Source organism: Bradyrhizobium hipponense (assembly GCF_008123965.1).
Classification (GTDB): Bacteria; Pseudomonadota; Alphaproteobacteria; order Rhizobiales; family Xanthobacteraceae; genus Bradyrhizobium; species Bradyrhizobium hipponense.
Window position 1 is genome coordinate 25,203 of the sequence record NZ_VSTH01000137.1, and the last position, 15,363, is coordinate 40,565.

Sequence of the window (15,363 nt, forward strand, 5' to 3'; positions counted from 1 at the left end):
ACGCAGGACATGCGCCATCGCCGGCTTGAGGCGGCCGAGGACGAGCTCAAGCCAAACCGGCACGAAGCCAGATAAATCAATCACTTATTTGGGATTTTTGGCGGAGACGGAGGGATTCGAACCCTCGATAGGCCTTTACAAGCCTATAACGGTTTAGCAAACCGCCGCCTTCAGCCACTCGGCCACGTCTCCAATATGCGGGGTATGCCCGACCCGGCGGCGAGCCGCAAGCGGCAGAATTGAGGTCGGCGCTTTCTTTCACCTGAAAGCCGCCATTAGCCGGCCGCGCAGGCCTGGCCAAAGCATCTGCGGGCCGCGAGCTCGGCCCGATTCGTGCTCTCTTTGCATGCGCGGGCCTCCGTCGAGAGGCAGAACCGCCAGATCCGCCACTGCAGGGCGAAATCAGCACCGCGTTGCCGGCCCAGATGTTGATCAGGATGATCGAGTTCCATATCGCATTCGTCGGGCGCGATCTGGATCGACAAACATTGGCCACTCCTGTCGGGCCCGCCCATGCCGTGTGAGGCCAGTCGGCGGAACGAACTTGATTCTGCGCAACCAAGCCCATCCACGAGAGCACGGGGGCTCGATGCGCTTCTCCGCTCAGTGCGCGCAGACCCACGCCCTCGCCTCGCGCTGTGCGGCCGAGATTTCGATGTCCGACATCTGCCCGGCGATCTCCTGGCGCAGCGCCACGGCGTCCTTGCGGCCCTTGAGCGCGGCGAGATTGAACCATTTGTGCGCGGCGACGAGATCGACGAGACCGGAGCGGCCGCTCGCCCAATAGATCCCGCGCTCGAACAGCACGTCCGACAACGCGCTTGCGTCGATCGGCGTCGCCGTCTCCAGATCGAAAGTACCCTGAAACATCACGCATCCCCTTTTTCTTGTGCCGCCTCGTTCCCCCGAGCGCGGCTCCCGTCCAACTCTGATTGGTGCATGATCCGTCCCGAAAAACCGCAAAACCAGTTTTCCGGGATCATGCGCTGTTCAACTCATCCCCGAGTCTTTTTGCCCACGCCGTTTGCCGGCTTGTTGGAGGCGATGATGGGGGGCAAATTTGAATGGCAGTTTAAGCATCGCGATGAAGGCAACGTAAACGCGCGAGTTCCACGCGCGAAAGCGGAATGCAAGAAGTCCGCAATTGACGGGCACTTCTGCGATTCGTCAGATTCGGTTTACCGTAGGATTTTGGGACAACGATAACCATCGCGCATGGTAACGCCCCCGCGCGCTCGCTCGGCCTTCATGGTTCGAGACGCCCGCTTAGGGCGGGCTCCTCACCATGAGGGTCTAAGGTTTCATCGCACAACAAGACCTCATCCTGAGGGCCCGCCAGAGGCGGGCGTCTCGAAGGATCGCGACAACGAACACGGCCCACCGGTCTCTTTACGTATGCGATAGCCCTGCCGCATGGGGCGCACGGCGTCGCGTACGACAAAGCCACGGCTCTCGCCTGCCCCAGGGCCAGCGCTGCCACGTCACGGTCAGATCAGCAATGTCGGGAAAGGAAATGCCGGCAATGCCCCGGCCTCAAGGAACGAGGGCGTCGGCGAACACGTCAGGATCAGATTCCACGTTGGCCCGTAGGCCGCCGGTGAAATTGCGGAGCCCCGTGAAGGACGCCCGCACCGAACGAAGAAAACTCGTTTCTTCTGCCGGACCGGACTTCGGCGAGCGAACCCGCGGAAGAGGACGATCCGACCGTTGACCTGATGTCTCGCCGACACCCTCTATCGTCGACCAGAACCTTCTAGGAGGCGCTGATGACGTGCCGGCTCTCTAGGAGCCGGCAACTTCAGAAGTCGAAGTTACTTCTTCTTCTTCGCGACCTTGCGGGTCTTCTTCGCAGTCTTCTTCACTGCGCTCTTCGCCTTCTTCGCCTTCTTCGCTTTCTTGGCCATGTTGCCCTCCGATGTGTGAGATGGCTTTAATCGCTGCGTGCACTCGGGGATCGAGATGCACTACATCCCGAATACACCAACACAACGAAAAAAACAGCGTCTCGCTTAAGGAAGTGTTGACGACGCAAAGGGCTTGCGCCTCGCGCGCTCGATGGAAGTGCGCGAGGTGGCGCATGCCTGTGATCGCAAACAGCGCCGTCGCGTCAACGTTGGCGAAGGCAGCGATTGCGAGAAAACTCTATGCTGCAAGTATTATTCTGCGCATATGCATTGCGCATGATCGACGAGATGGTGCACGTCGCCGTTCGTTTGACCGTGCCGCAAGGGCGTTCCGCGGACTCTGAGTCGCGAATTTTGGCAACGAAAATATTTTCGTGCACAACGGCGCGAACGCCGTCCGGAGCGCGTCCAAGTCACCTTTTTGCGCGAATCGCGTCGCGGCGATTCGCAGGTGCAATAGACGCGGTGACGACGAGCAACGCGACGTGCGCAGGCGATTGAGAATGGATGTCGACTCTTCGCGACACCGGCGGTGCGCTCCCTCTCCCCGCTTGCGGGGAGAAGGTTGGGGTGAGGGGAAGTCTCCGCAAAGACGGTGACAGAGGAGTTTGCGGTGAGTCCCCCTCACCCGGATTCAAGCTGCGCTTGAATTCCGGCCTCTCCCCGCACGCGGGGGAGAGGCAAAGAAGAACGCGTCAGATGCCGAGCTTGGACTTGAGCAGGTCGTTGACGCTCTGCGGGTTGGCCTTGCCGCCCGACGACTTCATGACCTGGCCGACGAACCAGCCGAGCGACTGCGGCTTGTCCTTGACCTGCGCGGCCTTGTCGGGATTGGCCGCGATGATGTCGTCGACGACCTTTTCGATCGCCGAGAGGTCGGTGACCTGCTTCATGCCGCGGCTTTCGACGAGCGCGCGGGGATCGCCGCCCTCCTGCCACACGATCTCGAACAGATCCTTGGCGATCTTGCCGGAGATTGTGCCCTCGCCGATCAGATCGACGATCGCAGCTAACTGCTCGGCGCTGACCGGAGAGCCCGTAATATCCCGGCCTTCCTTGTTGAGGCGGCCGAACAGCTCGTTGATCACCCAGTTCGCCGCCATCTTGCCGTCGCGGGCGCGATTGGCGAGCCTGTCCAGCACGGTCTCATAAAACACAGCGCTCTCGCGCTCGGCGACCAGCACACTCGCGTCATAGGCCGACAGGCCGAAGTCGGCGACAAAGCGCATCTTCCTCTGGTCCGGTAGCTCCGGCAGCTTCGCCTTCAACTCGTCGACAAATTCCTGCGAAAACTCCAGCGGCAGCAGATCGGGATCGGGGAAGTAGCGGTAGTCATGTGCCTCTTCCTTGGACCGCATCGAGCGCGTCTCGCCCTTGTTGGGGTCGTAAAGCCGGGTCTCCTGGTCAATCTGGCCGCCATCCTCGAGGATCTCGATCTGGCGCCGCGCCTCGTACTCGATCGCCTGCCCGATGAAATTGATCGAGTTCATGTTCTTGATCTCGCAGCGGGTGCCGAGCGGCGCGCCGGGCTTGCGCACGGAGACGTTGACGTCGGCGCGCAAGGATCCCTTCTCCATGTCGCCATCGCAGGTGCCGAGATAGCGCAGGATCGAGCGCAGCTTGGTCACATAGGCCTTGGCCTGCTCGGCGTCGCGGATGTCGGGCTTGGAGACAATCTCCATCAGCGCCACGCCGCAGCGGTTGAGGTCGACATAGGACATGTTCGGCGACTGATCGTGCAGCAACTTGCCGGCATCCTGCTCCAGATGCAGCCGCTCGATCCCGATGGTCGCGGTCCTGCCGCCGTCCAGTTCGACCTCGACCTCGCCCTCCCCGACGACCGGCGACTTGTACTGACTGATCTGGTAGCCCTGCGGCGAGTCCGGATAGAAATAGTTCTTGCGATCGAACACCGAGCACAGGTTGATCTGTGCGTTCAGCCCGAGCCCGGTCCGGACAGCCTGTCTGACGCATTCCTCGTTGATGACCGGCAGCATGCCGGGCATCGCCGCGTCGACCAGCGACACGTGGCTGTTCGGCTCGCCGCCGAACGCGGTGGAGGCACCGGAGAACAGCTTTGAGTTCGAGGTCACCTGGGCATGGATCTCCATGCCGATGACCATCTCCCAGTCACCGGTGGCGCCCTTGAGAAGCTTGTGCGTGGCCGTGCTCATGTCTTGCTCCCGAGCAGCGTGGCAGCGATCCGCTCCCACTCCGCCTGCAATGAATCCGTTGCCGCCGGCTGGCCGGCCTGGCGATACCAGTAGCCGGCATTGCCGAGGTCGCCTTCGACGCGGTGCAAGTACGCGTGCACCCAGGCGGCCTCACGGCTGCTCTCGTCCTGGACGATCTTGTGCGCCTGGTCCCAGTCGCCCTTGGCGGCCCACCAGAGGCCGGCAAGCGGCGCGCCGAGATCCGGCGCCGGCGAAGCGCCGTCGAGGCTGGCGATGTAGGCCGCCAGCGTCACCACCACCTCGCGGGTGTGAAGCGGCCTGCGGCCTGCTCGATCACCTCGCCGAGCGAGAACAGCGTCTCCTCGTCGAACGGGCGGCCGATCAGCTGCAGACCGAGCGGCAGGCCTTGCGCGTCCTTGCCGGCGGGCACGGCAATGCCCGGCAGGCCCGCCATGTTCACCGTCACCGTGAAGATATCGTTGAGGTACATCTCGACAGGGTCGGCGCCGCCCTTCTCGCCGATACCGAAGGCGGCCGACGGCGTCGCCGGGGTAAGGATCGCGTCGACGCCCTTGGCGAAGCAATCCTCAAAATCCTTCTTGATCAGCGTGCGCACCTTTTGCGCGCGCAGGTAATAGGCGTCGTAATAGCCGGCCGACAGCACGTAGGTGCCGATCATGACGCGCCGCTTGACCTCGGCGCCAAAACCCTCGGCGCGGGTGTTCTCGTACAGCTCGGTGATGTTCCTGCCCTGCTCGCGCAAGCCGTAGCGCACGCCGTCATAGCGTGCGAGGTTGGAAGAGGCTTCCGCCGGCGCCACGATGTAATAGGCCGGCAGCGCGTATTTGGTGTGCGGCAGCGACACCTCGACGAGTTCGGCGCCGGCGCTCTTGAGCCAGGCCGCGCCCGCTTCCCAAAGCTTTTCGATCTCGGCGGGCATGCCGTCGAGGCGATACTCCCTGGGGATGCCGATCTTCATACCCTTCACGGACTTGCCGATCGCGGCCTCGTAATCCGGCACGGCAATGTCCACAGACGTCGTGTCCTTCGGATCGTGACCGGCCATCGAGCGCAGCAGCATCGCGGCATCGCGCACGCTGCGCGCGATCGGACCGGCCTGGTCGAGCGAGGAGGCAAAGGCGACGATGCCCCAGCGCGAGCAGCGGCCATAGGTCGGCTTGATGCCGACGGTCGCGGTGAACGCGGCCGGCTGGCGGATCGAGCCGCCGGTGTCGGTCGCGGTCGCGCCCATGCACAGCAGCGCGGCCACGGCCGAGGCCGAGCCGCCGGACGAGCCGCCCGGCACCAGCGTCGTGTTGGAGCCGTCGCGCCGCCAGGGATTGCCGACTGGGCCGAAGCAGGAGGTCTCGTTCGACGAGCCCATCGCGAACTCGTCGTTGTTCAGCTTGCCCAGCATCACGGCGCCGTCGCGCCAGAGCTGCGAGGTGACGGTGGACTCATAGGTCGGCACGAAATTGCCGAGGATCTTCGAGCACGCCGTGGTGCGCACGCCCCTGGTCGCGAACAGATCCTTGATGCCGAGCGGGATGCCGGCGAGCGGACCGCCGTCACCTTTCTCGATCTTTGCGTCCGCCTCGCGCGCCATGGCACGCGCCTGGTCCGGCGTCTCCAGGATGAAGGCGTTGAGCACGCGCGCGGCTTCGATTGCGGAAAGATGCGCATCGGTCAGCTCGAGTGACGTAAAAGCCTTGGCCGCGAGGCCCTTGCGGGCCTCGGCGAGCGTCAGTGATGTCAAATCGGTCATTTATTGATCGGGCTACAGAAAAATGGAGACAGGGTCTTGTCGTTGGCCGGGTCGTCTTTCCTGGACGAAGCTCTCGCAGCCGCCTCGATCTCGTCGAGGATGGCATTGACGGCCACATTGGGGTCGGCAGCCTTGCCCTGCCGCTCCATCTTGTCGAGATAGTTCATATAGGCCTGATAGGCCTTCTCATCGTCGCATAGCAGGCACATCGGACACGGTCCTGATTGAGGTAGTTACTCGACGACTTTCGGCACTAGGAAGAAATGGCCTTCGGTCGCGGGCGCGTTGGCAACGATATCGTCGGTGATCTCGCCGTCATTGACCACATCGGCCCGCTTCTTCATCTGCATCGGGGTGACCGACGTCATCGGCTCGACGCCCGCGACGTCGACCTCCGAGAGCTGCTCGACAAAGGCGAGCATCGCGTTGAGCTCGCCCTGCAGGTGCGGAACATCGTCCTCGGAGACCGCAATGCGCGCCAGATGCGCGATGCGGCGGACGGTAGCAGCGTCGACGGACATTATGTAAGGCCTCTCACGGCAAAACCTATCCGCCGTATAGCAGAGGCCGGTTTTGCGCCGCAACCGGCGCTCTAGAGCATGATCCGGAAAAGTGCGCCGCGGTTTTCCGAAAAGATCATGCTTAAACAATAACCTAAGGCGCGATGATCACTCTTCTCAATCTCATCGCGCCCTAGCCTGCCATCTGGCGCAGGCGCGCCAGGGCCGATTTCGCGAGATCCCGGGTCAATTCTGCCGCCGGCAACTCGCGGCCCATGGCAATGGCCTGTCCGGCCCAAAGATTGGTGAAATCGACCCTGCCCTGCTTCTCCGCGGCAGCCTTCAGCGGCCCCAGCGCGGTCGCGGCATGGGGAAATGGCGGCGCATCCGGCGAGATCGGGCCGGCTTCGCGCATCAGGCGGTTCTGGACACCGCGCGCCGGCCGCCCGGTCATGACGTTGGTGATGACGGTGGAATCATCGCGCCCCTCGGCAAGCGCGGCGCGCCCCGTCGCGCTCACCTTGGATTCCGGACAGCGAAGGTAGGCGCTGCCGATCTGCACGCCCGCGGCGCCGAGTGCGAAGGCGGCTGCGATGCCGCGCCCGTCCGCGATGCCGCCGGCTGCAATCACGGGCACCTTCACCGCATCCACCACCTGCGGCACCAGCGCGAACGTACCGGGCTGCTCGCTGATGTTCTCGGTTAGGAACATGGCGCGATGGCCGCCCGCCTCCGCGCCTTGCGCGATCACGGCATCGGCGCCGTGCTGCTCGAGCCAGACCGCTTCCTTCACCGTCGTCGCCGAGGAAATCACGAGACAGCCCGCCGCCTTGACGCGCTTGAGCAGCGCCTGATCCGGCAGTCCGAAATGGAAGCTCACGACCTCCGGCTTCAGCTCCTCGACAACCGCGCAGAAGCCGGCGTCGAACGGCGCGCGGTTGGCCGCATTGATCGGCGCCGCCGGGTCGAGTCCGTACTCCTTGTAGTAGCCCGCAAGACGCGCCTTCCAGCGCGCTTCCGCCGCCGCATCAAGCTCGACCGGCGTGTGGCAGAAGAAGTTCATGTTGACGGGAGCCCGGACGCGCTGGCGGATGATGTTGACCTGCTCGCGCGCCTTCTCGGGCGACAGCATCGCGCTCGGCAGCGAGCCGAGCCCGCCGCCTTCCGCGACCGCGATCACCAGCTCCGCGTCCATCACGCCAGCCATCGGCGCCAGCACGATCGGGAATTCGGTCTTGAAGAGATCGATCAATCGATGGTCAGGCCACATGGTCTTGCCTCATGTTCGCTCTTCCCTCTCCCCTTGTGGGAGAGGGTGGCTCGCCGCGATAGCGGCGAGACGGGTGAGGGGTTTGCATCCGCGGGAGACAGACCTCTCAGATTTGACATTATTCTCCGCGGATAGAACCCCTCATCCGGCGCNNCAAGGGGAGAAGGGAAGACACCGACCACCGAACTACGTTTTCCTTCCAGCAGCTGCTCGGCTTCGGTCGCAATCCGCTCCACAATCTCTGCCGCCGGTGGAATATCATGGATCAGGCCAACCGCTTCGCCAGCGATCACCGCCGCGACGGCGAAATTGCCCGCCGCTTTTGCCGCAGCATACTCCGCTGCGACTGCGGCAACATTCTGCATCAGTTCGACCTCGCGGCCGATCCAGCGCCTGGCATGGTCGTTGACCAGGCATCTTCCCGTAAACGGCGCCGGCCACACATTGTTGCGGGAGAGATCGAAGATGATGCCGCGCACGGTCGAGCCGCTGCTCGCCGCGCAGATGCGCCGCTTGGCTTCCTCCGCGCCGTCGGCCTCCTGGCTCGCATAGAAGCGCGTGCCGAGCAGCACGCCGCTTGCCCCCAGCATCATCATCGCGGCAAGCCCGCGCCCGTCGGCAATGCCGCCCGCCGCGACCACCGGCACATGGCCAGCCGCGAGATCGACGATCGCGGGCACGAGATCGACGGTTGTGCGGGAGGCGCCGTGACCGCCCGCCTCCGTCCCCTGCGCGATCAGGATGTCGGCGCCGGCATCGAGCGCCTGCCGCGCCATCGCCTCGTCCTGCACCTGGCAGATCAGGCGCGCACCTGCAGACTTGATCCTTGATGCGAACGGTGCGGGATCGCCGAACGACAACATGATCGCCGATGGTTTTGCGGCGAGCGCGATGTCGAGAAGCTCAGGCCGCTTGGCGAGACTCCAGGTGATGAAGCCGATCCCGAACGGCGCTGACAAGCTGGCGAGCTTCGCCGTCTCTCGCTCCAGCCATTCCCTCTCGCCATAACCACCGCCCAGAATGCCAAAGCCGCCGGCGCGGCTGACGGCCGTCACGAGCCGGCTGCCGGCAACGACGTCCATCGGCGCTAGCAGGATCGGATGCTTGATCCCCAGGAGCTGGGTCAAAGGCGTCGTGATCGACATGGCTCCTCCACTCTCGACAGCAAGGTTAGGCCGGATTAGCATTCGCGGAAATTGAATTCTAGCGAACGTTGCCATCTCTAAAGCGAAACGATGCCATGGAACTCAGCGACATCCAGACCTTCGCCGCGGTGGCCCGCACCGGCGGGATCACCCGTGCCGCCGAAGAGCTCAACACGGTGCAATCGAACGTCACCCAGCGCGTGAAGGCGCTGGAGGCGGAGATCGGCACGCCGCTGTTCGAGCGTCACAGCCGCGGCATGACCCTGACCGGCGCCGGCAAAAGGCTGTTGCCTTACGCGCAACGGATGACAGCGTTGTCGCGCGAAGCCGTGCTCGCCGCCCGTGACGATGGCGAGCCCAAAGGACCATTGGCGATCGGCTCGATGGAGACCACGGCAGCGGTGCGGTTGCCGCCGCTGCTCGCCGATTTCCACCGCCGCTTTCCCGCCGTGCGGCTGAGCCTGCGGACGGCAACCACCGCCGACCTCGTCGCGGGCGTTCTCGAAGGCGCATTCGACGGCGCCTTCGTCGCGGGCCCGATCACGCATGCCGACCTCACCGCGACAAGTGCATTCCGCGAGGAGCTGGTTCTGGTCAGCGCGCGGCGCTGGAGCTCGCTTGCCGAGCTGCGCGCCGGCACGCCGGAGTCCGGCCCAACCGCGCTGGTGTTCCGCACCGGCTGCACCTACCGCCAGCGGCTCGAACAGACCTTCGTCGAGTTCGGCTGGCCCTCGGCCGCGCGCTTCGAACTTGGTACGCTCGACGGCATGATCGGCTGCGTCGCTGCCGACATGGGCGTGACGCTGCTGCCGCGCGCCGTTGTCGAGCGCAACGCGATGAACGGCAGCGTGTCGATCCACACGCTGAGCCCATCGCACGCGCGCGTCGAGACCCTCTTCATCCAGCGCCGTGCCGGACATCAATACAGCGCGCTCGGTGGTTTCATCTCCTGCCTGAAGAAAGATGACGACGTCATCGCGGCCTGAACACATTCCAGCGCGCGAAATTCATCGACACAAATTCGTCACGTTTGAACCCATCGGCGGTGACGCAGCGCAGCGCAGCACCGAAAAGCTTTTGAAGCGCGCGATGGTTCTACGTTAGGATGCGCCACTGATCGGCGCGAAACCATAACGAAGCCAAACATCGGCAAAAGACATTGGGAGGACTATCGATGCGCAATACGCTCGTGTTGTGCTGTGTCGCTGCGTTGTCGGCGACGATCGAAACAGCAAGCGCACAGGACTGGACCAAATCGAAATGGGGACCGAACGACGAGATCGGTGCCGCCAACTACATGACGCCCGAGCTCGTGCTGAAGGCCGCGTCTCTGGTGAAGACCGGAAAGACCTATGCGCTGGGCATTCCCGTCACGCCGCAGACGCCGGCCTATCCGCCGCGCGCATTCAAGCTCACCATCGTGCAGCCCGGACAGGCCGGCAGCCCCGGCCTCGGCCCCAACAAGGCGACCTATAATGACGATATCCTGGACACATGGGTCGGCATCGGCAGCCAAATTGACGGGCTCGGCCATCTCGGTGTCGAGCACGTCTATTACAACGGCAACAAGCTCGCCGACTTCGCCGATCCCAACGGGTTGAAGAAGCTCGGCATCGAGAAGGTGCCGCCGATTGTCACCCGCGGCGTGCTGCTCGACATGGCGGCTTACTACAACACCGACGTGGTGAAGGAAGGCACCGCCTTCAACGTCAAGGAGATCGAGGAGGCCGCCAAGAAGCAGGGCGTCGAGATCCGCCAGGGCGATGTCGTCATCTTCCACACCGGCTGGCTCAGCCTGATCGGCAAGGACGACAAGCGCTATTCGGCCGGCGAGCCCGGCCTCGGCGTCGAAGGTGCAAAGTACCTCACAAGCAAGGGCGTCGTCGCGATCGGCGCCGACACCTGGGCGCTGGAAGTGCTGCCGTTCGAGTCCAAGAACGTGTTCGAGGTACACCAGATCCTGCTCGCGATGAACGGGACCTATATCCTCGAGAATATGGATACGGCCGCGCTTGCCCGCGACAAGGGATATGAATTCCTGTTCGTGCTCGGACAGCCGCGCTGGACCGGAGGCGTGCAGGCGATGATCAACCCGATTGCGATCCGCTGATCGGCAAGCCTACCCGCGGGCGAGGAACGGCCTGCCGCCCGGCAGGCGCCCTCGCCCGCGTTGCGCTTCATCATCGCGGCGTGAGATGCCAGCGCCGCAGCGCTACGACCGCCCAGATCGCCTCCACCACGCCGAACGGCCAGGCGCCCTGCAGAAAGCCGTAGGCCGAGCCGAGGGCGCAGGACCCGGCGAACAGCAGCACGAACCAGTGGCTGCAGTCCTCCAAAGCATAGCAGACCAGCATCGCGGTGACGGCGAACAGGCCGAATAGTGTCAGTGCATCCATTGTTCTGGTTCACTCCGCGGCGCGGCGCGTGCTAAGCGCTGATGCCATGCCGGCTCTTATCCTGCCCCTGATCGATGCTGCAGCCCACTGGCCCGAACGCGGCGGGCTGGTCGGCCTCGACCTCGGCACCAAGACCATTGGTGTCGCCGTGTCCAATCCGGACCGACGGCTGGCGACCGGCGTCGAGACCATCCAGCGCAAGGCCTTCAAGCAGGATGCCGCCCGCCTGCTCGCGATTGCGGCCGAGCGCAAGGCCGTCGGCTTCGTGCTCGGCCTGCCCATCAACATGGACGGCAGCGAAGGCCCGCGCGCGCAATCGACCCGCGCCTTCGCCCGCAATCTTGCCGGCCTCACCACACTGCCGATCGGGCTCTGGGACGAACGCCTGTCGACCGCCGCAGTGGAGCGCGAATTGATCGGCATGGACGTCAGCCGCGCCAAGCGCGCCGAGGTCATCGACGAGCACGCAGCGATCTTCATCCTGCAAGGTGCGCTCGACCGGCTCGCCAATCTTCGCGCAACTTCGGGGCCTGGCTGACCCATGCCCGTGGTGATCGCGGCGCTGCTGCCGGTCTTCATCCTCATCGTGCTCGGCGTCGTGCTGAGGCGCAGCTTGATGCGGCTGGATACGCAATGGCACGGGCTGGAGCGGCTGACTTATTTCGTGCTGTTTCCAATGCTGCTGATTCAGACGCTGGTGAAGGCGGACCTGTCCAGGGTGCCGGTGGCCGGCGTCGGCGGCGCGCTGCTGCTGTCGGTGCTCGCGATCTCGCTCTTGTGCCTCGCGCTCCGCCCTGCCCTCGCGCGGCTCGACATCGACGGCCCCGCCTTCACCTCGATCTTCCAGGGTGCGACGCGCTGGCAGACCTATGTCGCGCTTTCGGTGTCCGCCAACATGTTCGGCGATGTCGGCCTGGCGCTGGCCTCGGTGGCGATGGTCGCGATCATTCCGCTGGTCAACGTGTTCAGCGTCGCAGTGCTGGCGCACTATGCATCGCCCAAGAAGCAATCTCCGCTCGCGATTGTCATGACGGTGATCCGCAATCCCTTGATCTGGGCCTGCGCGATCGGCCTCTTCGTCAACATCGTCCATCTGCCGTTGCCAAGGATCTGGCACGAGGTCGCCGACGCACTCGGCCGCTCGTCGCTGGCCATCGGCCTGCTCGTCACCGGCGCCGGCCTGCAGCTCAAAGGCCTGCTGCGCCCGAGCGTGAGTGCGTCGATCGGCGTGGCGTTCAAGCTGGTGCTGATGCCGGTGCTGGCGCTGGCGCTGGCCGCATGGTTCGGCCTGTCCGGCGACAGCCTTGCGATCGTTGCGATCTGCGCGGCGGTGCCGACCTCGCCCAGCGCCTACGTGCTGGCCCGCCAGATGGGCGGCGACGCGCCGCTCTTGGCGCAGATCATCACGCTGCAAACGATTTTGGCGGCGATCACGATGCCGATCGCGATCGCGCTGGTGGCGTGAGATCGTCATTGCGAGCGCAGCTCCCTCACTTCGTCATTGCGAGGAGCCCTTGCGACGAAGCAATCCAGAGTGTTTCCGCGGAGGTAGTCTGGATTGCTTCGCTGCGCTCGCAATGACGGAACGTGACGCAACCGCCGGGCTAGCTCCCCAACCACATCGTCAGCACCACCGCGGTCATGTTGTTCAGCGCGTGCAGCACGATGGTGAGCCACAGCGAATTGGCCCGATAACGCATGTAGCCGAACCAGACGCCAATGGTGAAGACTTCGGCGAGAAAATACATGTCGTATTGCAGATGCACGACCGTCCACACCAGCGACGACAAGATGATCGCGCCGGGCACGCGCAGGAAGCTTGCCGACCAGCCGCGATAGAGAAAGCCCCGCGCCAGCACCTCTTCCGACATCGGCGCCGCCACGCTGAAAGCGAACAGCAGCAATAGCGCGGCGCCCTTGTCGCGGCCGGACTTCAGGAGATCGGTCATGAAGCCCGGTGTCGCCTCGCGGCCGAGGCCGCGCGACATCGTCTCCCAGGCCACGACAAGCAGGACGAGACCGATCGCGCCGAACAGGAGATGCTTCCACGACGGCCAATGCAGCGCGAGGTAGTCGACGAACGACGCCTTCTTGATGCGAATGGCAAGCCACACCGCCACAAGCGTCGCGGGCAATCCCATGGTCACCGAAAGCGCGAGCGCCTGCGGCTCGCTGCCGACAATTTGAATCGAGGCCATGTTGATCGGAATGCCGCGAAGTACCACCAGCAGCAGGATGGCGCCGACCTGGCCGACGAACATCGCGACGAAGATCAGCAGACCCCACAGCGCCGTGCCCCAGAATTTCCAGACGCCCGGCGTGTGGTCCGCAGGCGTCATGATGAGCGGCGGATGGTCGGGATTGAGGGTGTCCATCAGATGGCTTTCGTTAGGCGCGCAAGCTGTCGAGAGGCCGTCATGCCCGGGCTTGTCCCGCCTGCGCGGCCGAAGCCGCTTCGGCGAGGCGAAGGCCCGGGCATCCACGTTCTTCGTGCCGCGCGGCAAGACGTGGATGGCCGGGTCAAGCCCGGCCACGACGAGTGGTGAGAGTACACCCCGATCAAGGCAGCGCCCGCTCCAGCAGTGCACGCATCTCACCGCTCTCCAGCTCCACCGCGCCATACATGGCGGCGTGGTTGGCGCCAAGCCGCGTGGCGGCGAACAGCTCGGCATGGCCGGGCGACACGCCGTTGAGCGCGGCGGCTGCCGCAAGCAGGGCCAGCTTCTCGACCGCTAGCCGCGCGACGCGCTCGCCGTCGACGCGACGGAAGCTCTGGCCGATGAACGCGGCGGCATCGCCCGCGCCGGGCAAGCCGTTCGTCTCGGTCGCAAGCGATTGCAGCACCGCCATCGCCGCATCCGGCTCGCGCGCCAGCGCACGGAGCACGTCGAGGCACATGACGTTGCCGGAGCCTTCCCAGATCGCGTTGACCGGAGACTCCCGGAAGTGGCGCGCCAAGATGCCGTCCTCGACATAGCCGTTGCCGCCGAGGCATTCCATTGCCTCGTAAAGGAATGCCGGCGCGCTTTTGCAGGTCCAGTATTTGATCGCAGGCGTCAGCAGCCGCATGTAGGCGGCCTCCGTCGCATCGTGCGGCGTTTGGTCGAAGGCGCGGCAGAGCCGCATCACCAGCGCGACGCTCGCCTCGACGTGCAGCGCCATGTCCGACAGCACCGCTTGCATCAAGGGCTGGTCGGCAAGGTGTTTCTGGAACACGCTGCGGTGACGGGCGTGATGCAGCGCGTGCGCAAGCCCCGAGCGCATCAGGCCGCTGGAGGCAATCGCGCAATCCTGCCGCGTCAGCTGCACCATCTGGATGATGGTGCGGATGCCCTTGCCTTCCTCGCCGACACGTTCGGCATAAGCGCCGACGAACTCGACCTCCGATGAGGCATTGGAGCGATTGCCGAGCTTGTCCTTCAGCCGCTGGAACTGGATCGCGTTGACCGAACCATCCGGCGCGAAGCGCGGCATGAAGAAGCAGGTCAGCCCCTGCTCGGCCTGCGCCAGCACCAGGAACGCATCGCACATCGGCGCCGACATGAACCATTTGTGTCCGGTGATGCGATAGGCATTCCCATCGCGCACCGCCCGCGTCATGTTGGCGCGCACGTCAGTGCCGCCCTGCTTCTCGGTCATGCCCATGCCGAGCGTCATGCCGCGCTTGTCCCACCAGGGCGCAAAGTTGGGGTCGTAGCTCCTGGTCGACAGCACCGGCATCACGCGCGCGAGCAGGTCTGGCTGCATCGCCAGCGCCGCGACAGCGGCGCGCGTCATGGTGATGGGACAAAGATGACCGGTCTCGACCTGCGCGGCGATGTAGAATTTGGCCGCGCGAATGACCTCGGCGGCATCGCCCGCCGGCTTGCCGTCGGCGCTCCAGGTCGAATTGTGCACGCCGGCATGGGCGCTGTGCGCCATCAGTTCGTGATAGGCCGGATGAAACTCGACCTGATCGCGGCGGTTACCCTTGGAGTCGAAGGTCCGCAGCTTCGGCGTGTTCTCGTTCGCCAGACGACCGCGCTCGGCCATCGCGGCCGAGCCCCAATGCTTCCCGAAGTCGGACAGCTCCGGTTCCGCCGCCGCGCCGCCATTGGCCTTCACCGCCTCGACCAGCGGCCGATCCAGAGCGAACAGGTCAACGTCCTCGAACGGCGGCGACTGGTTGAAAACCTCGTGGGTTGCGAAGCTGGGCTGGATCATGAAGCT

The 15,363-nt window shown here is 64.6% G+C and carries 15 protein-coding genes, 1 tRNA gene and 1 pseudogene; 4 read left to right on the forward strand and 13 right to left on the reverse strand.

The features are described from left to right. Positions 1–98: 98 nt before the first annotated feature. The 10 genes and pseudogenes from FXV83_RS33000 to FXV83_RS33060 form a co-directional block, all read right to left on the reverse strand. A tRNA-Ser gene (locus FXV83_RS33000) sits at positions 99–192 on the reverse strand. A gap of 83 nt (positions 193–275) precedes the next feature. After that, on the reverse strand, positions 276–485 hold the full coding sequence (locus FXV83_RS33005; protein ID WP_148743740.1) for a hypothetical protein: 210 nt from the start codon (positions 483–485) through the stop codon (positions 276–278). A gap of 118 nt (positions 486–603) precedes the next feature. Further along, a complete protein-coding gene (locus tag FXV83_RS33010; RefSeq protein WP_148743741.1) occupies positions 604–870 on the reverse strand; it encodes a hypothetical protein in 267 nt (88 codons plus the stop codon). 1,729 nt (positions 871–2,599) lie between these two features. Then, positions 2,600–4,078: an Asp-tRNA(Asn)/Glu-tRNA(Gln) amidotransferase subunit GatB gene (gatB, locus tag FXV83_RS33030; protein WP_148743743.1), complete on the reverse strand. Its 1,479-nt coding sequence runs from the start codon at positions 4,076–4,078 to the stop codon at positions 2,600–2,602. Continuing rightward, positions 4,075–4,377: a hypothetical protein gene (locus FXV83_RS33035; RefSeq protein WP_148743744.1), complete on the reverse strand. Its 303-nt coding sequence runs from the start codon at positions 4,375–4,377 to the stop codon at positions 4,075–4,077. Before FXV83_RS33035 ends, gatB begins: the two co-directional genes overlap by 4 nt. Next, complete coding sequence (gatA, locus tag FXV83_RS33040) at positions 4,368–5,843, reverse strand: Asp-tRNA(Asn)/Glu-tRNA(Gln) amidotransferase subunit GatA (RefSeq protein WP_148743745.1); 1,476 nt, start codon at positions 5,841–5,843, stop codon at positions 4,368–4,370. The genes FXV83_RS33035 and gatA overlap by 10 nt, the downstream gene beginning before the upstream one ends. Then, positions 5,840–6,052 carry a hypothetical protein gene (locus tag FXV83_RS33045; protein WP_148743746.1) on the reverse strand — a complete coding sequence of 71 codons (213 nt, stop codon included), beginning with the start codon at positions 6,050–6,052 and terminating at the stop codon, positions 5,840–5,842. Before FXV83_RS33045 ends, gatA begins: the two co-directional genes overlap by 4 nt. A gap of 24 nt (positions 6,053–6,076) precedes the next feature. After that, positions 6,077–6,364, reverse strand: a complete 288-nt coding sequence (gene gatC, locus FXV83_RS33050) for an Asp-tRNA(Asn)/Glu-tRNA(Gln) amidotransferase subunit GatC (RefSeq protein ID WP_148743747.1) — start codon at positions 6,362–6,364, stop codon at positions 6,077–6,079. Positions 6,365–6,536: 172 nt separating this feature from the next. Next, complete coding sequence (locus FXV83_RS33055) at positions 6,537–7,613, reverse strand: NAD(P)H-dependent flavin oxidoreductase (RefSeq protein ID WP_148743748.1); 1,077 nt, start codon at positions 7,611–7,613, stop codon at positions 6,537–6,539. A 176-nt stretch (positions 7,614–7,789) separates the two neighbouring features. After that, positions 7,790–8,800 (reverse strand): annotated as a pseudogene (locus FXV83_RS33060) (NAD(P)H-dependent flavin oxidoreductase); the annotation flags it as partial. Between the two features lie 53 nt (positions 8,801–8,853). Between FXV83_RS33060 and FXV83_RS33065 the strand changes: the two are divergent. Next, positions 8,854–9,744 carry a LysR family transcriptional regulator gene (locus tag FXV83_RS33065; protein ID WP_148743749.1) on the forward strand — a complete coding sequence of 297 codons (891 nt, stop codon included), beginning with the start codon at positions 8,854–8,856 and terminating at the stop codon, positions 9,742–9,744. 188 nt (positions 9,745–9,932) lie between these two features. Continuing rightward, on the forward strand, positions 9,933–10,868 hold the full coding sequence (locus tag FXV83_RS33070) for a cyclase family protein (protein ID WP_148743750.1): 936 nt from the start codon (positions 9,933–9,935) through the stop codon (positions 10,866–10,868). Positions 10,869–10,938: 70 nt separating this feature from the next. Here the strand turns inward: FXV83_RS33070 and FXV83_RS33075 are convergent, their stop codons facing one another. Beyond that, on the reverse strand, positions 10,939–11,154 hold the full coding sequence (locus FXV83_RS33075) for a hypothetical protein (protein ID WP_148743751.1): 216 nt from the start codon (positions 11,152–11,154) through the stop codon (positions 10,939–10,941). Positions 11,155–11,200: 46 nt separating this feature from the next. Between FXV83_RS33075 and ruvX the strand changes: the two genes are divergently transcribed. Both ruvX and FXV83_RS33085 read left to right on the forward strand, forming a co-directional pair. Continuing rightward, the gene (gene ruvX / locus FXV83_RS33080; RefSeq protein WP_187436323.1) at positions 11,201–11,692 is read left to right on the forward strand and encodes a Holliday junction resolvase RuvX; all 492 of its coding nucleotides are present in this window, start codon (positions 11,201–11,203) and stop codon (positions 11,690–11,692) included. 3 nt (positions 11,693–11,695) lie between these two features. Beyond that, positions 11,696–12,619, forward strand: a complete 924-nt coding sequence (locus FXV83_RS33085) for an AEC family transporter (protein ID WP_148743753.1) — start codon at positions 11,696–11,698, stop codon at positions 12,617–12,619. 139 nt (positions 12,620–12,758) lie between these two features. Here FXV83_RS33085 and FXV83_RS33090 read toward each other — a convergent pair whose 3' ends face one another. Together FXV83_RS33090 and FXV83_RS33095 are read right to left on the reverse strand one after the other, a co-directional pair. Continuing rightward, entirely contained in the window at positions 12,759–13,529 is a 771-nt protein-coding gene (locus tag FXV83_RS33090) for a CPBP family intramembrane glutamic endopeptidase (protein ID WP_148743754.1), read from the reverse strand. A 184-nt stretch (positions 13,530–13,713) separates the two neighbouring features. After that, entirely contained in the window at positions 13,714–15,357 is a 1,644-nt protein-coding gene (locus FXV83_RS33095; RefSeq protein ID WP_148743767.1) for an acyl-CoA dehydrogenase family protein, read from the reverse strand. Positions 15,358–15,363 lie beyond the last annotated feature (6 nt).